The sequence below is a fragment of the Plesiomonas sp. genome, from assembly GCF_051652165.1.
In the GTDB taxonomy this organism is placed as follows: domain Bacteria; phylum Pseudomonadota; class Gammaproteobacteria; order Enterobacterales; family CAMTGL01; genus Plesiomonas.
The window spans coordinates 54762-72755 of the sequence record NZ_JBOFTR010000017.1; the positions used below are offsets into that span (position 1 = coordinate 54762).

15 protein-coding genes and 3 pseudogenes are annotated in these 17994 nt (G+C 48.5%); 10 read left to right on the forward strand and 8 right to left on the reverse strand.

The features are described from left to right. Window positions 1-96: 96 nt before the first annotated feature. Window positions 97-960, forward strand: coding sequence for a YicC/YloC family endoribonuclease (locus tag ACRC53_RS12355; protein WP_438643698.1), 864 nt, complete (start codon window positions 97-99; stop codon window positions 958-960). 198 nt (window positions 961-1158) lie between these two features. On the opposite strand, the gene ACRC53_RS12360 is transcribed toward ACRC53_RS12355, so the two are convergent. Then, window positions 1159-1518, reverse strand: a complete 360-nt coding sequence (locus tag ACRC53_RS12360) for a hypothetical protein (RefSeq protein ID WP_438643699.1) — start codon at window positions 1516-1518, stop codon at window positions 1159-1161. Between the two features lie 416 nt (window positions 1519-1934). Between ACRC53_RS12360 and hcp1 the strand changes: the two genes are divergently transcribed. The 5 genes from hcp1 to ACRC53_RS12385 all read left to right on the forward strand — a co-directional run bounded on the left by hcp1 (window position 1935) and on the right by ACRC53_RS12385 (window position 8186). After that, a complete protein-coding gene (gene hcp1, locus ACRC53_RS12365) occupies window positions 1935-2453 on the forward strand; it encodes a type VI secretion system effector Hcp1 (protein ID WP_438622667.1) in 519 nt (172 codons plus the stop codon). Window positions 2454-2645: 192 nt separating this feature from the next. After that, entirely contained in the window at window positions 2646-4691 is a 2046-nt protein-coding gene (gene tssI / locus ACRC53_RS12370) for a type VI secretion system tip protein TssI/VgrG (RefSeq protein ID WP_438643700.1), read from the forward strand. Beyond that, on the forward strand, window positions 4688-5491 hold the full coding sequence (locus ACRC53_RS12375; RefSeq protein ID WP_438643701.1) for a DUF4123 domain-containing protein: 804 nt from the start codon (window positions 4688-4690) through the stop codon (window positions 5489-5491). The genes tssI and ACRC53_RS12375 overlap by 4 nt, the downstream gene beginning before the upstream one ends. After that, window positions 5488-7488: a T6SS phospholipase effector Tle1-like catalytic domain-containing protein gene (locus ACRC53_RS12380; protein ID WP_438643702.1), complete on the forward strand. Its 2001-nt coding sequence runs from the start codon at window positions 5488-5490 to the stop codon at window positions 7486-7488. The genes ACRC53_RS12375 and ACRC53_RS12380 overlap by 4 nt, the downstream gene beginning before the upstream one ends. After that, the gene (locus ACRC53_RS12385; protein ID WP_438643703.1) at window positions 7488-8186 is read left to right on the forward strand and encodes a DUF2931 family protein; all 699 of its coding nucleotides are present in this window, start codon (window positions 7488-7490) and stop codon (window positions 8184-8186) included. The genes ACRC53_RS12380 and ACRC53_RS12385 overlap by 1 nt, the downstream gene beginning before the upstream one ends. A gap of 36 nt (window positions 8187-8222) precedes the next feature. Here ACRC53_RS12385 and ACRC53_RS12390 read toward each other — a convergent pair whose 3' ends face one another. The 7 genes and pseudogenes from ACRC53_RS12390 to ACRC53_RS12420 form a co-directional block, all read right to left on the reverse strand. Next, the gene (locus ACRC53_RS12390; RefSeq protein ID WP_438643704.1) at window positions 8223-8783 is read right to left on the reverse strand and encodes a 4Fe-4S binding protein; all 561 of its coding nucleotides are present in this window, start codon (window positions 8781-8783) and stop codon (window positions 8223-8225) included. A 48-nt stretch (window positions 8784-8831) separates the two neighbouring features. Then, window positions 8832-9239, reverse strand: a pseudogene (locus ACRC53_RS12395) (molecular chaperone TorD family protein); the annotation flags it as partial. 36 nt (window positions 9240-9275) lie between these two features. Further along, window positions 9276-9419: a hypothetical protein gene (locus ACRC53_RS12400; protein ID WP_438643705.1), complete on the reverse strand. Its 144-nt coding sequence runs from the start codon at window positions 9417-9419 to the stop codon at window positions 9276-9278. Between the two features lie 107 nt (window positions 9420-9526). Next, window positions 9527-10093, reverse strand: a complete 567-nt coding sequence (locus ACRC53_RS12405) for a DmsC/YnfH family molybdoenzyme membrane anchor subunit (RefSeq protein WP_438643706.1) — start codon at window positions 10091-10093, stop codon at window positions 9527-9529. Next, entirely contained in the window at window positions 10083-10226 is a 144-nt protein-coding gene (locus ACRC53_RS12410; protein ID WP_438643707.1) for a hypothetical protein, read from the reverse strand. The genes ACRC53_RS12405 and ACRC53_RS12410 overlap by 11 nt, the downstream gene beginning before the upstream one ends. A 1-nt stretch (window position 10227) precedes the next feature. Beyond that, a pseudogene (locus ACRC53_RS12415) lies at window positions 10228-10844 on the reverse strand (DMSO/selenate family reductase complex B subunit). Between the two features lie 13 nt (window positions 10845-10857). Next, a pseudogene (locus tag ACRC53_RS12420) lies at window positions 10858-12534 on the reverse strand (DMSO/selenate family reductase complex A subunit); the annotation flags it as partial. Window positions 12535-12726: 192 nt separating this feature from the next. Between ACRC53_RS12420 and gmk the strand changes: the two are divergent. The 4 genes from gmk to recG are packed head-to-tail and all read left to right on the forward strand — an operon-like array spanning window position 12727 to window position 17931. Continuing rightward, window positions 12727-13350 (forward strand): guanylate kinase, encoded by a 624-nt coding sequence (gene gmk, locus ACRC53_RS12425; protein ID WP_438643708.1) that lies wholly within the window; start codon window positions 12727-12729, stop codon window positions 13348-13350. 54 nt (window positions 13351-13404) lie between these two features. Next, the gene (gene rpoZ / locus ACRC53_RS12430; RefSeq protein ID WP_438622659.1) at window positions 13405-13680 is read left to right on the forward strand and encodes a DNA-directed RNA polymerase subunit omega; all 276 of its coding nucleotides are present in this window, start codon (window positions 13405-13407) and stop codon (window positions 13678-13680) included. Window positions 13681-13705: 25 nt separating this feature from the next. Next, window positions 13706-15832 (forward strand): bifunctional GTP diphosphokinase/guanosine-3',5'-bis pyrophosphate 3'-pyrophosphohydrolase, encoded by a 2127-nt coding sequence (spoT, locus tag ACRC53_RS12435; RefSeq protein ID WP_438643770.1) that lies wholly within the window; start codon window positions 13706-13708, stop codon window positions 15830-15832. Beyond that, window positions 15832-17931, forward strand: a complete 2100-nt coding sequence (recG, locus tag ACRC53_RS12440) for an ATP-dependent DNA helicase RecG (protein WP_438643709.1) — start codon at window positions 15832-15834, stop codon at window positions 17929-17931. The genes spoT and recG overlap by 1 nt, the downstream gene beginning before the upstream one ends. The last annotated feature ends 63 nt before the right edge of the window (window positions 17932-17994 follow it).

Below are 17994 nucleotides of genomic sequence, written 5' to 3' on the forward strand. Positions count from 1 at the left end.
CACAATTCCTAATTCCAACCAGAGATTGCACTGACTAGAGGCACTTAGCTGCGTTATAATCGTTCCACATTAATACTCATTACGAGACGCACGCGCATGATCCGTAGTATGACAGCTTTCGCCCGCCAAGAAATTAAGGGCGATTGGGGCACCGCCGCTTGGGAAATCCGTTCCGTTAACCAACGTTATCTCGAGACTTACCTGCGCTTACCCGAACAGTTCCGCTCACTTGAGCCGGTACTGCGTGAGCGTATTCGTCACCGTTTAACCCGCGGTAAAGTTGAATGTGCGCTGCGTTTTGAAGCTAACCCAACGGCACAAAGCACGCTGAGTGTGAATGAAGATCTGGCGCGCCAGCTATTGGCGGCTGCTCAGTGGGTAAAACAGACCAGTGGCGAAGGCGAGATTAACCCGCTGGAAGTGCTGCGCTGGCCGGGGGTGATTGCCGCCGCAGAGCAAGACTTAGATGCCATCTCGACAGAGTTAATGCAAGGCTTTGAGTTAGCGATGAACGAGTTTGTCGCTGCCCGCGAACGCGAAGGGGCAGCACTGAAGGCGCTGATTGAACAGCGTTTGCAGGGCGTTCAAGAACAAGCTGAGAAAGTAAAACTGCACATGCCAGAGATTTTGCAGTGGCAGCGCGACAAGCTGATCACCAAAATGGAAGAGGCACAGGTGCAAGTTGACAGCAACCGCCTTGAACAAGAGCTGGTTTTGCTGGCACAACGTTTAGATGTAGCCGAAGAGCTCGACCGTTTAAGCGCACACGTACAAGAGACTCACGCGATTTTGAAAAAGAACGAAGCCGTTGGCCGCCGCTTAGATTTTATGATGCAAGAGTTTAACCGTGAAGCCAACACGCTGGCTTCAAAATCAATCAATGCCGAGGTCACCGCCAGCGGTATTGAGCTAAAAGTGCTAATCGAACAAATGCGTGAGCAGATTCAGAATATAGAATGATGTTTTACACTGTTTTATATTGATTTTAATTTATTGAAAATCCTCACATTTGTGGGGATTTTTGTTTTATTAGGTTCGGTAATTGTTGCTATAGTTCGGCTATAGAGCCGTACTGAATGGTCATCACTCATTTTTCAATTTGTCGATAAAGAAAATAAAGGAGCAAACCTATGTAAGCTCCTTCATTAAGCCGCTCTTTTAACGCACTCTGTCTAACTCTTTTTCTGTGATAAACATCGTTAACGTTTTGCCTTTGATATACAAACCATCTCTAACACGATCAAGTGTGACAAGTGCTTTACGATCGGTATTAATAATCAAACCATTTTTTTCTAAATCAGCGACCGCCGTTGTTTTACCAAACCGTGTCATCGCTTTTAAAATATCAACTTTCGTTAAACTAAATGACACATTAGGAACTCGCGATTTAAACTCAATTTTCCGGCCTTTTTCATATGCCCGAATTTTCGTTAACTGGCCGTTGACTGAGCCCGCAACAGAAGAAAAAGACAGAGCAAGTAACGCCGCAAGTAACACACTACTAAATAACGATTTCATAATTATCACTATAAAAAAACAACAGGTTAATAAGACTCTTACAAGCACCCAACTCGTGCATAAAGCGAGTTACTAATGTAAATTAATGTATCGCTATCGGTGTTGCGCTATGTGCTATGTGTGACTAACCCCATCACGATAAGAGTTCATAACATTACCTAAACATACAGTGTTAAAAGTATACAAACCACATAACCCTCTACCTACGCAGAATTTCGCTCACTGTTCAGACCATTTCACTTTTTATGCAACTTTTGCTGGTTGATCTGCACTGTTTACGCAAATTTTTGCTGAAAAACATGGCATCAATACGCCATAAAAATCATAACACATTGATTTATAACAACATTATATATTGGCATTAAAGTTGCCTTCTCTTGTTGGAATGAACCTTTTTTCTAACAGGAGAACTATCCATGCCAACCCCATGCTATATCTCTATCGATGGTAAAACACAGGGCAACATCACCGCCGGTGCTTTTACAGCGGATTCAGTCGGGAATATTTTTGTGCAAGGGCACGAAGATGAAATGCTGGTACAAGAGTTTAAGCATATTGTTACTGTGCCGACAGATCCACAATCAGGCCAGCCAGCAGGGCAACGTGTTCACAAACCATTTCAGTTCACCGTTGCGCTCAATAAAGCAGTTCCGCTGATGTATAACGCACTGGCATCAGGCGAAATGCTGCCAAAAGTGACCTTAAAATGGTATCGCACGTCGGTAGAAGGTAAACAAGAGCACTTCTTCTCTACCCTGCTGACGGATGCCACCATCGTTGATATTGACTGCCAAATGCCACACTGCCAAGACCCGATTAAGTCTGATTTTACCCAACTGATTCAAGTCTCAATGGCTTACCGCAAAATTGACTGGGAACACACCGTAGCCGGAACATCAGGGGCTGATGACTGGCGTGCACCTATTGAGGCCTAACTACACGTATTGACCCTGATAATCGCTATCCCCTCAGTATGTCGGGATATTTTACTGCAAGGGTGTATATCATGGGCAACCGCTATTGGCTGCCATCATATCGCTTCGGCCGCGGCTGGCGACCGGAGCTTTTTGCTTTGCCACTGAACCGGACTGTCGGCAGTATGGCAAAGCATCATCAAGGAGCGATGAATGGCCAATCAAACAGGGCTACAGTTTACCTTGACTGTCGGTACGCTGCCGGAAAACACCTTTGCTGTTGCGGAGTTCTCATTGCATGAAGCACTGAGTAGCCCATTTCTACTCCATCTTGAACTGGCAAGCTCACGGCCTGACATTGATTTTGCGGCGGTACTCGAAAAGCCTTGTGAGTTGTTGATTTGGTTTAACGGTGCACTGCAGCGCCGTATCAGCGGTGTTGCTAACCAATTTTCACAAGGGGAAACCGGATTTCGGCGTACCCGTTACTCACTGCAGGTACAACCGGCCCTGTGGCGGCTCTCTTTACGCCACAATGCCCGTATTTTTCAGCAGCAAACGCCACAGCAAATTATCAGCATTTTGCTGCAAGAGTCGGGAGTTACCGAGTACGCCTTTGCACTGAAAGATCAGCATGCACCGCGGGAGTACTGCGTACAGTATCGTGAAAGTGACCTCGCTTTTATTCAGCGTTTAGCTGCCGAAGAGGGTATTTTCTGTTATCACGAATTTGAAAAAAATACGCATCGCGTTATATTTTCTGACAATACAACTGCCTTACAGCAAGGGCCAGATCTGTTCTTTAATCCTGCCAATCAAAGCCTACAACATGGCCCTTTTGTTCGCCGTTTTAGCTATGCCGAAAATGTTCGTACCACTGAAGTCACGCTGAAAGATTACAGTTTTAAAACACCGGATTACGCTCTATCACACAGCAAACAACGCTCTGCACTGAAACAGCAGCGCCATCACTCCCCCTATAATCACTATCCGCATTTTGATTTTCCGGGACGATTTAAACAAGACTCAAGCGGCCAAGCCTTCACCGCCTATCGTCTTGAGGCCTTACGTGCTGATGCCGCAACCGCTGAAGGTCAGGCCAATGCCCCTCAGTTAATGCCGGGGCTGATATTTACCTTGAGTGAACACCCAAGCAGCAACCAGAATACTAAATGGCAAGTGGTGCGCATTACCCACACGGGTAAACAGCCGCAAGCGTTAGAAGAGGAAGGCGGCAACGGCCCAACGGTGTATTACAACACCTTTCATGTAATCAACGCGCAAACACCGTGGCGCGCATTAATGCCGTATAAACCGAAAGTCGATGGCCCACAAATGGCGACTGTCGTCGGGCCACAAGGGGAAGAGATTTACTGCGATGAGCACGGGCGGGTAAAACTGCAATTCCCCTGGGATAGATACGGCGCAAGCGATGATCAAAGTTCATGTTGGGTACGGGTATCACAAGGTTGGGCTGGCGGGCAATACGGCATGATTACCGTTCCACGGGTTGGCCATGAGGTGATTGTCAGTTTTCTAGAAGGTGACCCTGATCAGCCGGTGGTCACCGGCCGCACTTATCACGCCACCAACCGCCCACCTTATGCTTTGCCCGCCCACAAAACCCGAACGGTGCTGCGCACCGAGACACATCAGGGGCAAGGTTTTAATGAGCTGCGTTTTGACGATCAGGCCGGCCAAGAGGAGATTTACATTCATGGGCAAAAAGATCTGAACTTACTGATCCAGCACGATGTTGCATGGCACATCAAGCACGATCAACATACTACTATTGATAACACGCGCTTAACCCGTATCAAAGCCGATGATCACCTGACTATTAATGGTGAAAAACGTGACCACATCAAGGCTGATTATTCACTGACTGTGGATAACACAATGCATCAAAAACTCGGGCAATCACTGCTGATGCAAGCTGGGCACGAAGTGCATATTAAATCTGGCGCCAAAATTGTGCTCGAAGCCGGTTCAGAGATCACCGTTAAAGTCGGCGGAAGCTTTATCAAAATTGATGCTGAAGGTGTCACTATCAGCGGCCCAACCATCAAGATGAACTCTGGTGGCGAAGCGGGTATGGGTTCAGGCTGGGCAGGTCAGATGCCAGCACTGCCTGGTGATGTCAGCATGCCAACACCACCACCAGCCACTATCCCCGCAGTAGCCATTCAAAAAAGCATGGCGTCAATGGCTCCCTTGGTTAAATCATGCTCACAAGCACCAAAGGGAAGTAAAGCATGAGTTTTGATACTTTTGATTCATGGCGCAACCAGCGACAAGACTCGTTATTTGCAATTATTGATGCCACGCTTGATACCACGGCTGTCGCACGCTTTTATGATACTGGCGGGAAAGATGCCTACCCACTGTTCGCCACCACAGCGTTTGCTGATCACGCAGAGCAAGGCCCTTGGCTGTTACCCTTTCCCTCTACCGATTTTGTTAATCATGTTTTGCCGCTCAGTGGCTTTTATATCACCAGTTATGCCACAGTAGAAATTGTACGTCAGCATTGGCAAAGTCTGATTGAAGTCGCCCGAAACGGTGAAGTCATGTGGCTACGTTATGCAGACCCACGCCTCTTCCCAAAAATGTTCGCGGCGATGAGCCAGACCGAACGAGATCAGATCTTAGGCCCTTGCTCTGGATTATGGGCCAATGCACAAGGCTGGCTACGTAGCCCCGACTATGAGTTTATCCCCCAAATATCACCTTGGTTTCGCATTCAACCCCAGCATTTAGCACACTTGTATGATGAAGCCCGTCATGTTTACACACTTTATCGCCACTTATGGCAACGTATAGAGCCGATAATGACTCGCCACACCGATCCTCAAACCACAATTGCTGCGGTATTACGGCGAGCCAATCTTGATGGTTTAGACGGTGATATCCGAGACGGTGTAGTAGCAGCAACTCTTGCCTTACAAATAAATATGCCGCTCGATGCTATCCAAACACCCCTAATGTTAAGCGATAACGAACTCACTTTTGTTAAACATTGGCTGAATAAATACTGCATATTCACAGGAGTTGTATGATGTCCTCTGACCCTTACTGCATTCCCTGTGAAAAATATGATCGCTGGATAGAGCTTGATATTCGCGATGAGAATAACCATGCCTTTTCTGGGCAAAAAGCCATACTGACTGACAGTACCGGAATGACGAAAACAGTAACGCTAACAGATAGCCCAATACAGGTATGGGGGTTTGCAGTTGGGCCTGTGACTGTCAAGTTAGAGACACAGCCTTGGCTAAAAATGGCACAATCGCGCGAAACATTAAAAGAAGGGCAAACCAGCCAAATTCCTGCCTATACCGATTATTTGTCAGGGTACACCGGCATCAAACGCGAGCACTGTCAAGTTACTACCGGTGATCTTTGCCTTACTCAACCGGAAAAAACGTTACCGAAAGGGCACAACGCCGGAGAAGCTCAAACACCCCGTTTTATCACTAATCACTCTTATGTCATTGAGGTAAAAGGTTATAAGTTGGGCACTCTGCGTATTGGTGTATTTTTTGATGGAACGGGGAATAATACTGCCAACACACAAAATGGTTTGGCGAAAGTTGAACAGTGGTTAGCTCACACCTGTTCAAATCCAGCCCAAAAGGAGAAAGAACTGCGAGCTTGCCAAGTAGGGCAACTCCCCGTAAATGGTAGTGCAGCCAATGATGTAACTAATGTGGGTAAGCTATTTTCACTGTATGACCTTGAAGCTGAAAAATTAATTTCCCACTGCTATATAAGCGGTATTGGTACTCGTGATCCAGTGAGTGGAAAAAAAGAGAAGGAGTATCGTACGGACGATACTATTACCCAAGGATTAGATCTTGATTTTAGCGGTGAAAATACCTCGATTATTGGTAAGGTTACTGAGGCCTGTCAGCTACGTATCATCAAAGCAATTGATGATGATTTAAAAAACGTACTACCAGAAATTGAGTACATACACCGTATCGTATTTGATGTCTTTGGTTTTAGTCGAGGAGCGGCGGCAGCTCGTCACTTTGTTAATGTTATCGACCAAAAAGATGATCATCCACTGGTTAAAGCAGTAACCAGTTACTCTGCTATTCGACTTAAAGTGGGGTTTGACTGGGCAAACCGTCAGAATGTACGCATCGCTTTTGTCGGGTTATTTGATACTGTCAAATCCTCTTTTAACCCCAATGTTAATATTCGCCTACATCCTCAAAGCGCAGAGCGCGTCGTACATCTCACTGCACAAGATGAAGTACGTAAACACTTTCCTCTTTCACGTATTACTGATGATTCAGCAGGCACCTCTATTCCTCCTCATTTTACCGAAGTGGCCCTACCGGGATCGCACTCAGACATCGGTGGAGGGTATTACAGTCGGTGGAGTTTAAATAATCCCAATAGTGATCCAGCCTTAACCGAATGCATTGAACTGGAGCGTTTTATGAGTGAGGAAAATGTACAAACTCCTTACTCAGACAGCCGAGCTTATCAGCAGGCAAAAGCTTATGCTGATGAAAAAGTTGCAATTGGTTGGGTTAATCGCATACATCCATATTTATCACGTACTGCAACTCCGCCCCTCAATGCCATCAGTTTAATTGCTTATTCCTATACCCGCCCACAGGGGAAGGACAGCCCATGGCCAAAAAAAGCAGTATATGTCGAGGTAATAATGAATCGCATTGTTGAAGGAGAATATTCCCGTATTCCTCTCCATATAATGGTCGAAGCAGGTAGAGCCTCTGGTGTACCACTAAAGGAGTGGACAAGCAAAAATAGAACTCTTCAGTTAGGATCTCTTTCTGAAAAAATAACAATCGTTAATCTAGAAAAACTAGATCAGCATTGGGCTCAATCCGCAATAGAGCAAGGCGTGGTTAAAAATCTAGTCTATCAACTACCACACGAAACCTATCGTGCTCTGCGCCGTGATTATCTGCATCACAGCGCGAGTAACCAAGGCATCGCCAACCCAGCTAATCTCAATAAAAACGGAAATACAGTGAGTAAAGAGCGCCGTGATTTAATCGGTAATCAGGAAACGTAATGCTTAGAAAATTATTATTTCTAGTCTCAGGTTTGAGCATGTTGATTACAGGTTCAGTCAAGTCATCCTCGATATCTACTAACTGGTCATATGGAACAGGGAGCAATATAGATAGGACAATAACGATACAAACTGATCTCTATAAAAATAACCACATCATTTTTTCTTCTCGTATAGGAGGGGGTAGTGGCGGGCTCTTATCAGAACGCATAATAAACAAAAAACATTACTGGGCTGGCGGCGGTGGAATTTCAACTAATGGAATCATAGTTCCCGACTATGCAACCATTGAAATGATCTCATTTCATGACCGTAAACGCTATCGCATTAAAACGAATTTGCCCAAGAGTTTGGAGCAACAGATGAAAATGGCCTATAACGTTAATGGCCAATATGAGTACCGAAATAAACTCTACTTTGGTTTAGCTCCCGGAGGGTACTACGAAGTGGTATTGATGGGGCACAGCCTTGGGGTTAACCCCGATATATTGCTCTCTCGGGGAGTTGCTGAAGAAGTTACTGATGATTGGTACGATAAGAAAGTTCCTGTTGCTGAACAATATGGAATAGATTCCTTCGATAAAAAATACGGTAAATTATTCAAACAACACCCCATCCCACTCGGTATGCAGTGGGCCCCGATCATGGATGCTTATCGTGCCACACAGCCTAGAACAGACCAACAGCCGATGAAATGATATTTCTCTTCTATCAAGCAGTCACCACACAAAACACTAGCAGACCAACATCTGCAATGCATTCACATGGCAAGAAAATGCACAAGCGCCGCACCCATCACACTGCTGATGGTTAATCTGTGGCGGTTGTCTAGCCTGCCAGATCAACGCATCAACCGTGCAACTGTCAGCACACTGCTGGCATGTGCTGAAGGTGTTGTGGCAGGTATGCTGCAAAACAGGTTTAGCCTGTATATGCAGCGGTGAGTCAGGTTGTAGCAGCGCCAATGCACCACTCGGACAAGCCTTAACACACTGCTGGCAACGGCTACAACTCGTAGCAGTAAAATCAAGTACTGGCAGCCCTTGCTCAGACTGAATCAACCCTTCAGGGCAAGCTGACTGGCAGGCATGGCACTCTGTTGAGCACAGCATCGCAAACAAGGCTTCCTCACGTGCATACGGCGGTCGGATCACCTTAGCCTGCAACGCGATAGCCTGTGCTTCTGCGCGCGGCTCACCGGCCTGCTTGATGCCGGAAAATAGCCCACGCAGCAGACCACGACGGCTGACCGTGCGGTGTTCCATATAAGCTTGATAGTAACGCGCATCTCTCATAACGGGTCTGTTCTGCTTTTCTCTTGATGTTTCAACAGGCTTAATGGGTTAACGGTGCAAGCGAACACTGCGCGGAGTCAGCTCCAGCTCTGCAATTAAGGTTTGCAAAAAACAGCCCAGCACCTTCCCCAATGTGGGGTAAAAATGGCCATACTCAGCGGCGCTCAACAGCTGCACATAACGCGCACTCCACGGCAATACATGCTCTTCAAGCAACGTGATTGCCGCACTGTCGTGACCCTGCTCCAGCAAATAGGCCAGAGCCAGTAACATCAAGCCAATCTGGTCTTCCGGCTCGTTTAACCCGCTGTCAAAACAGATATTCTGATCGGCTAAAAACGCGCGGTAACGCTGCGCTGATTCGGCCAGCAACAGATTATCCTGATCCTGATACACCGAACCCCACGGTGGTGCGGGCATCTCACCTTGCCCCTCAAACAGTACCGAGAAGTGATAACGTAAATCCGGTTCGGCAACCGCAAGTTGAGCACACTACGGCTCAATTAAGGCCGACTCTGGCCAGCTAAATAGGGTTGGAAGTTCTGGTAACACTGCCCGTAATGGTGCGGCCTGTTCTGAATCTGGCGGGTAATAGAGCAAGCCACCAAGAATGCGGGAAACCACAGCAATCATCATCTATCCTGAAAAAAATAAACGTATTGGGGGATGCAGAGCCATGCCAAGGTGCAATTTACTCACCTTGGCATGCCCATGACATAATTTATCTAAAGATATACAAGTACTTACATGCCAATCGCCCACAGATTATAGAAGGCAATACGGCCAGCCAGTTCACCAGCAAGCATAATCAATGTACCGGCAGCTAACAGCGGAGTTGAACGCGATGTCAACGCGGTTTTCGGTTGGCACAGCAGCACTAAACAGATCCCACCACCGATGAGCAGTGCTGCACTCTGCCCCATCCACCAGTTGTGTTGTTGTTCAGCCAACAGCGGTGATGTTGCGGTCAGAAAACCGACATAACTGGTTTTACTCAGCACAGTGCCTGTCACTCCAACCACACTGACCAGTGCCCCCACGCGGCAAGCGCCGAACAGTGCCGCACAGATCCCGCCAGCCACCAGCACGGTCAGTAACATATGCAGTGAGGTATACGGGCTGGCCCATGCGCTGATAGTATCAAGCTGATAGACCCGTGGAATTGACCAAACAAACATCAGCCCTAGCAGCACCGTCGCCGTATGTACCAGCTTGCTGAATACCTGCTGCCCCACACTGCGCCAGTCAAGCAGCACACTCAGTGCCGCCGATCCTAAAAAGAAGCCGCTCAAAATAATCTCATTGCTCATCGGTGAGCGAACTGCACCGGCCAGCAGGTTCAGCCGATGTCAGCCCCAGTGCAACGCTAATCAACAAGCACAGCAGTAAACCGGCGGCAGCCTGACCAAACACGGTAAAAAAAACTAACGGAAGTTCGTGCATCTTAAACCTCTCCCTTATTCTGCACAGCACCGGTGGTATCCCCTGACGGACGCGCATCCGGATGAGGTTTAATAATCAGATTAGGCTTCGTCAGCATAGGATCAGGCAATGGTGCAATGGCATTTTGCGTACCGTACTTCTGGCGTAACAGCTCAATATCACCAAAATCAAGTGCACGCTGCGGGCATGATCCCACACAAACGGGCATCAGCCCTTCTGCAACTCGTTGATAGCAACCATCACACTTGCTCATCACCTTCTTTTGCGCATCAAACTGCGGCGCACCATACGGGCAGCGCATCTCGCAATAGCGGCAACCGACACACACATCTTGATTAACCACCACCAGACCATCTTCCGCCCGCTTGTGCATCGCACCGGTTGGGCAACCTGCCACACAGGTCGGCTCAGAACAGTGGTTACAAGCAATCGACAGATAGTAATTGAACACATCCGGCTTCCACGCCGAACCCTGTTTTACCCAGCTACCGCCGCCGTACTCATACACCCGACGAAATTTTGGGCCGATACCCAGATCTTTTTCATCTTTACAGCTCACTTGGCAAGTTTTACAGCCGGTGCACTTGCGGAGTCGACATAGAATCCATATTGAGTCATGAGTTAACGCCCCTTATACCGGCTTAATTTCAACAAGATTAGTGTGCTGCGGGTTGCCTTTGGCCAGCGGTGACGGGTGCTGTGTCGTCAGCGTATTAATACAGCCGCCGACATCAATTCCCTTAGCATTGGTTTTACGCCATACCCCTTGCGGTACCGCTATCACACCGGGCATCACACGTTGAGTGACCTTGACCGGCATCTGCATCGCACCGCGATCATTGAAAATCTCTGCGAGCTGACCATCTTGTAACTGGCGTGCTTGTGCATCAATCGGGTTGATCCACACCTTGTCGGGTACAGCTTCTCGTAGCACTGCCACCGAATAGTAAGTTGAGTGTGTATGGCCTTTGGTGTGAAAACCTGTCATCTGTAACGGGTAGCGTTTTTGCGTTTTAAGAGCACTCACGCCTTCAGCGGTCGGGCAGTACTCCGCCACAGCCGTGATCTTATCGCCCTCAGGAAGTTCCCATTCAGAGGCGATCACTGCGAGCTGCTCAGAGTAAATCTCAATTTTTCCAGACGGGGTTTTTAGGCGGTTGGCTATCGGATCGGCACGGAATTTTTGCAACGCAATATATTGGCTGCTATCGGCCAGTTTACGGTCAACAATACCCATACCATCAGTATCTTTAAAATCGGGTAAATACGTATTTTTGGCTTTAACTTGATTGTAAATGTGCTCAATCCACTGATCATGGGTTCGGCCCTCGGTGAACGCCTGCTCTATGCCCATTTTTTTGGCCAGCTCACTTAACACATCGTACGATGTTCGGCACTCCCATAATGGTGGGATAGCCTGCTGCAAACGCACCATATAATGGTACGCACCACTGGCATACGAATTATCAATTAAGTCACTCGACTCAACCGACGTTGCATCTGGCAAAACCAAATCAGCATAACGGGTTGATGCCGTCATGTGGTTATCCCAGACTAAAACAAACTCACACAACGACTCATCTTGCAGGATCTGGTGTGTTCTATTTAAATCAGAGTGTTGGTTGCCCGTTACGTTACTGGCATAGTTCCACAAAAACTTCACATTCGTGTCGAGCTTCTCTTTACCCAGCACATAAGCATTTTTAGCCGTCATCTCTGTGCCGCGAACGATCGCGTCAGTCCACAAAAAACATGGAATAGAGGTTTTTACCGGATTAGGAATACTGAAATTTGGCACGCTGTATTTAATATTACCGCCCCAACCACCGGTATTAGTACCAGGCTTACCGATATTTCCGGTCATGATCGGCAGCATCATTACCGATCTGGCGGATTGCTCACCATTTGCTGCTCGCTGTAATCCCCAGCCTTGTGAAATCCAAGCCGCCTTTGAGCTGCCCATTTCACGCGCCAATTGAAGAATACGGGTGGCAGGAATACCGGTGATCTCACTGGCCCACTCAGGCGTTTTAGCGACCTTATCTGCGCCAGAGCCAAGAATATAATCTTTATAAGAGGCATTTTCGGGAGCTGATTCAGGCAATGTTGTTGCATCCCAGCCAACACAATATGTTTTCAGGAATGCTTCATCCGTCAGCCCTTCTTGAATCAGGCAATAGCCGATTGCTGCCACTAATGCAGCATCAGTACCTGGCCGAATCGGGATCCACTCTGCATTCAGCGCGGTCACGCTATCGGTAAAACGCGGATCAATAATAATGACCTTCGCTTTACTCTTTTCCAGCGCCGTTAACGACAGCACAAATAAAATCAGCTAAAATGATCGTTTACCTGTTCACAGTGGTAAACAGTGATAAAAAAATAAGCACCGTTTTACCGCTGCAAAAGTGTTACATCGCAGCGTAAAATGCCCTGCCATGATGATAATCTCTTGCCCATTTACAGGCAGCCGTATAGCCAGTAACCGGATAACCACACTATGCCAAAAGGTACACTCTATATTATCTCTGCTCCTAGTGGTGCGGGTAAATCTAGTTTAATCAATGCATTACTGAAAACTCACCCAACTTATGACATGCAGGTTTCTGTTTCGCATACCACCCGAGATCCGCGTCCGGGCGAAAATAATGGCGAACATTATCACTTTGTTACGGTGGCTGAATTTACTCATCTGATCCATGAAAATGCATTTTTAGAGTATGCCGAAGTGTTCGGAAACTACTACGGCACATCACGCCCAAGTATTGAGAAAGTACTCAATCAGGGGATTGATGTCTTTTTAGATATCGATTGGCAAGGTGCAGCACAAGTGCGCCAGCTCATGCCACATGCACGTAGCATCTTTATTCTTCCGCCTTCACGTGAAGAGTTAGAGCGCCGTTTATGTGGACGTGGCCAAGACAGCAGTGATGTCATTGCCAAACGCATGGCAAAAGCTGTCAGCGAAATGTCACACTATAATGAGTATGATTACTTAATTGTTAATGACGATTTTGATCAAGCACTGGTTGATTTAAAGAACATTATTCGCGCTGAACGCCTAAAGCAGGATCGACAAACCTTGCGTCATTCTGTGATGATCAGCAAATTGTTGGCAGAGTAAGCTCGGATTGAGTATTATTTCTCGTCATTTACCTTTTCCCTATTGGAGTCATTCATGGCCCGCGTAACCGTACAAGACGCTGTTGAGAAAGTTGGTAACCGTTTTGACCTAGTACTGGTCGCTGCACGTCGTGCGCGTCAGATGCAAACTCAAGGTAAAGATCCTTTAGTTCCTGAAGAGAACGACAAATACACCGTGATCGCTCTACGCGAGATCGAAGATGGCTTGATCAATGCTGATATTCTCGATGCGCGTGCGCGTCAAGAGCAGCAAGAGCAAGAAGCCGCAGAACTGCAAGCGGTTGCCGCGATTGCAGAAGGTCGTCGTTAATTCTCTGTTGAGTGCACCCTACACCTTGTACTTATTCGAAAGCCTGTACCAAGTTGCACAACGCTACCTGCCTGAGGATCAGATCGAACGCCTCAGGCAGGCGTTTATTATCGCGCGTGATGCACACGAAGGCCAAACCCGCTCCAGCGGAGAGCCTTATATTACCCATCCGGTTGCCGTAGCCTGTATTCTGGGCGAGATGCATCTTGACCACGAAACCTTGATGGCTGCGCTGCTGCATGATGTTATTGAAGATACCGAAATAACCCATCAAGATCTGCAAGAGCGTTTTGGAAAAAGCGTCGCCGAGCTGGTTGAAGGGGTGTCAAAACTCGATAAACTCAAATTCCGCGATAAAAAAGAGGCACAAGCCGAGAATTTTCGCAAAATGATCATGGCGATGGTGCAAGATATCCGCGTCATCTTGATCAAACTGGCTGACCGTACGCACAACATGCGTACACTCGGTTCATTGCGCCCTGATAAACGCCGCCGTATCGCACGTGAAACGCTTGAAATTTACAGCCCACTGGCACATCGCCTTGGTATTCATCATCTCAAAACTGAGCTTGAAGAACTGGGCTTTGAAGCTTTGTATCCCAACCGCTTTCGTGTACTCAAAGAGGTGGTCAAAGCTGCGCGTGGTAACCGTAAAGAGATGATCCAAAAGATCCTGTCTGAAATTGATGGTCGTCTGCAAGAAGTTGGGCTACCCGCAAAAGTGAGCGGGCGTGAAAAACATCTGTACTCTATCTACCATAAAATGCGGCTCAAAGAGCAACGATTCCACAGCATTATGGATATCTATGCTTTTCGCGTGATCGTTAAAGATGTCGACAGTTGTTATCGTGTACTTGGGCAGATGCACAGCTTGTACAAACCTCGCCCTGGACGGGTAAAAGATTATATTGCTATCCCTAAAGCTAACGGCTATCAGTCACTGCACACCTCCATGATCGGGCCGCACGGCGTGCCGGTGGAAGTGCAGATCCGTACCGACTATATGGATCAAATGGCTGAAATGGGGGTAGCCGCACACTGGGCTTACAAGCAACAGGGCGAACCGGTCAGTACTGCACAACTGCGGGCACAACGCTGGATGCAAAGCCTACTGGAGTTACAACAAAGTGCTGGTAACTCATTTGAATTTATTGAAAACGTCAAATCTGACTTGTTCCCTGATGAGATTTACGTTTTCACCCCAGAAGGGCGAATTGTCGAGCTGCCTGCGGGCTCAACACCGGTCGATTTTGCTTATGCGGTACATACCGATATTGGGCATACTTGCGTGGGTTCACGAGTTGATCGCTTACCGTTCCCACTCTCTCAGGCCTTAAGTTCCGGCCAAACGGTTGAAATTATTACCGCGCCAGGTACTCGCCCCAATGCCGCATGGCTCAATTTTGTGGTCAGTTCAAAAGCGCGATCAAAAATTCGCCAAATGCTAAAGAGTTTGAAACGAGATGACTCGGTCGTGCTTGGCCGACGCTTACTCAATCACGCCCTAGGCGCAGTCAAACTCACCGATATTACCCCTGAAAATACCCAACGCGTGCTCGATGATCTCAAACTGCATACGCTCGATGATCTGCTCGCAGAGGTCGGCTTGGGTAATGCCATGAGCGTGGTGATTGCGCGCCGATTACAACAAAACAGCACCGAACCGCAACTCGTTGCTGAAAGTAGCGGAAAGCCAAATACACATAAAAAACTGCCAATTCGTGGTGCAGACGGTATTTTACTGACCTTTGCCAAGTGCTGCCGACCTATTCCGGGTGATCCCATCATTGCCCATGTCAGCCCCGGTAAAGGCTTGGTTATCCATCATGAATCTTGTCGGAATATTCGCGGCTACCAAAAAGAGCCGGAAAAATTCATGGCTGTAGAGTGGGATAAAACCGTTCTCGAGCAGGAATTTATCACCGAAATTAAAGTCGAGATGGTGAACCATCACGGTGCACTGGCTGATTTAACCGCCGTTATCGCCACGGCCGAAGCCAATATTTACAACCTGACTACCGAAGAGCGCGATGGCCGGTTGTACAATATTTTCATTCGCCTAAGCGCCCGTGATCGGGTGCATCTGGCCAATATTATGCGTAAAATTCGTGTGATGCCGGATGTGATAAAGGTCAGCCGTAACCGTAACTAATGGGAATTTCGCAGCTTGATAGTCAGCCATTAACGGCACTGTCCGGAGTCGGCAGCAGTATTGCCGCACGCTTAAACAAACTCGGTTTGCATAGCGTGCAAGATTTGCTGTTTCATCTGCCGCTGCGTTACGAAGATCGTACCCGCATCACCCCGATTGCCCAGTTGTTACCGCGTTTACACGCCAGCGCCGAGGGTTCGGTGCTGCGCACCGAGATCAGCGCGGGCCGTCGGCGGATGCTGACCTGCCGCATCAGTGACGGTACCGGCACACTCACACTGCGCTTTTTTCACTTCACGGCGGCCATGAAAAATGGTCTGAGCGAAGGAAAGCGCATCAAGGTGTTCGGTGAGGTCAAACCCGGTGTTAACGGGCCGGAGATCATTCACCCTGAGTACCGCGCCATCGGGCAGCACGATCCGGCAGTCACCGAAGAGACGCTCACACCGGTCTACCCAACCACCGAAGGCTTAAAGCAGGCCAGCCTGCGTAAACTGACTGATCAGGCACTGGCTATGCTCGATAAGCTGGCTATTCCTGAGCTGCTTCCTTCGCAGCTCAATCATCGCCAGATCAGCATCCAACAAGCTTTACACTTGCTGCACCGCCCCACACCGGATATTGCACTGAGCGAGCTTGAGCAGGGTAAACATCCGGCACAACAACGGCTGATTTTAGAAGAGTTGCTGGCGCACAACCTCAGTATGCTGCACGCCCGCACCTGCGCACAGGCGCATCCGGCTTACGCATTGCCCGAAATATTGCCACGCCATCAGGAAGTGCCGCTCAAACCTGCATTTTTGCAAGCTCTGCCCTTTTCACCCACCGGTGCACAGCAGCGGGTCGTCAGTGAGATTGAATCTGATCTGGCCAACCCATTTCCGATGATGCGGCTGGTACAAGGTGATGTAGGTTCCGGTAAAACACTGGTCGCAGCACTGGCAGCCCTACGTGCCATCAGCCACGGCAAACAGGTGGCGCTAATGGCCCCAACCGAGCTGCTGGCCGAACAGCATGCCAACACCTTTCGCCAGTGGTTTACTCCGCTTGGCATTCAGGTCGGCTGGCTGGCCGGAAAACAAAAAGGCAAAGCACGCGCAGCACAAGAACAAGCTATTGCATCGGGTGAAGTGGCGATGATTATCGGCACCCACGCTCTGTTCCAGCAAAACGTTATCTTCTCTGATCTGGCACTGATCATTATTGATGAGCAGCACCGCTTTGGCGTGCACCAACGGCTCACATTGCGGGAAAAGGGCAGTACCCACGGCTACTCTCCGCACCAACTGATCATGACAGCAACCCCCATTCCACGCACGCTGGCGATGACCGCCTACGCCGATCTAGATACCTCAGTGATCGATGAGCTGCCGCCCGGCCGCACACCCGTGACGACCGTTGCAATCCCCGATTCACGGCGAGCAGATATCATTCGCCGCGTTAACGAAGCCTGCCACACTGAGCAGCGGCAAGCATACTGGGTCTGCACCCTGATTGATGAATCAGAGGTGCTCGAAGCACAGGCAGCAGAAGAGACAGCCGCTGACCTGCGCTTGCAACTGCCGCACCTGAATATCGGTCTGGTACACGGGCGAATGAAAGCCACAGAGAAACAGGCTGTGATGGCAGAGTTTAAAGCCGGCGCACTCAACTTACTGGTCGCCACTACCGTGATCGAAGTCGGGGTAGATGTGCCCAATGCCAGCCTGATGATTATCGAAAACCCCGAGCGTCTAGGCTTGGCACAGTTGCATCAGTTACGTGGACGAGTTGGCCGAGGCGCTATCGCCTCACACTGTGTGCTGCTGTATAAAACCCCGCTGAGTAAAACCGCCCAGCAGCGGCTCTCGGTACTGCGCGACAGCAACGATGGCTTTATTATCGCCCAGCGCGATCTGGATATTCGTGGGCCGGGTGAACTGCTTGGCACCAAACAGACCGGCATGATGAGCTTTCGAATTGCCGATCTGTTGCGCGATCAACATCTAATCCCCGATATACAAAAACTGGCGCGCTACCTGCACCAGCACTATCCGCAGCACAGTCAGGCAATCATTGATCGTTGGTTAGCACACAGTACTGACTACTCCAACGCCTGATTCTCCCGCGTTATTCCGCTTTTATAATCCTATTCTCTAACCGATAATCTCGCCAAGATCACA

Coding starts and splice junctions, on each gene's coding strand:
- ACRC53_RS12355 (WP_438643698.1), top strand. CDS start 97: ATGATCCGTAGTATGACAGCTTTCGCCCGCCAAGAAATTAAGGGCGAT.
- ACRC53_RS12360 (WP_438643699.1), bottom strand. CDS start 1,518: ATGAAATCGTTATTTAGTAGTGTGTTACTTGCGGCGTTACTTGCTCTG.
- hcp1 (WP_438622667.1), top strand. CDS start 1,935: ATGCCAACCCCATGCTATATCTCTATCGATGGTAAAACACAGGGCAAC.
- tssI (WP_438643700.1), top strand. CDS start 2,646: ATGGCCAATCAAACAGGGCTACAGTTTACCTTGACTGTCGGTACGCTG.
- ACRC53_RS12375 (WP_438643701.1), top strand. CDS start 4,688: ATGAGTTTTGATACTTTTGATTCATGGCGCAACCAGCGACAAGACTCG.
- ACRC53_RS12380 (WP_438643702.1), top strand. CDS start 5,488: ATGATGTCCTCTGACCCTTACTGCATTCCCTGTGAAAAATATGATCGC.
- ACRC53_RS12385 (WP_438643703.1), top strand. CDS start 7,488: ATGCTTAGAAAATTATTATTTCTAGTCTCAGGTTTGAGCATGTTGATT.
- ACRC53_RS12390 (WP_438643704.1), bottom strand. CDS start 8,783: ATGAGAGATGCGCGTTACTATCAAGCTTATATGGAACACCGCACGGTC.
- ACRC53_RS12400 (WP_438643705.1), bottom strand. CDS start 9,419: ATGATGATTGCTGTGGTTTCCCGCATTCTTGGTGGCTTGCTCTATTAC.
- ACRC53_RS12405 (WP_438643706.1), bottom strand. CDS start 10,093: ATGAGCAATGAGATTATTTTGAGCGGCTTCTTTTTAGGATCGGCGGCA.
- ACRC53_RS12410 (WP_438643707.1), bottom strand. CDS start 10,226: ATGCACGAACTTCCGTTAGTTTTTTTTACCGTGTTTGGTCAGGCTGCC.
- gmk (WP_438643708.1), top strand. CDS start 12,727: ATGCCAAAAGGTACACTCTATATTATCTCTGCTCCTAGTGGTGCGGGT.
- rpoZ (WP_438622659.1), top strand. CDS start 13,405: ATGGCCCGCGTAACCGTACAAGACGCTGTTGAGAAAGTTGGTAACCGT.
- recG (WP_438643709.1), top strand. CDS start 15,832: ATGGGAATTTCGCAGCTTGATAGTCAGCCATTAACGGCACTGTCCGGA.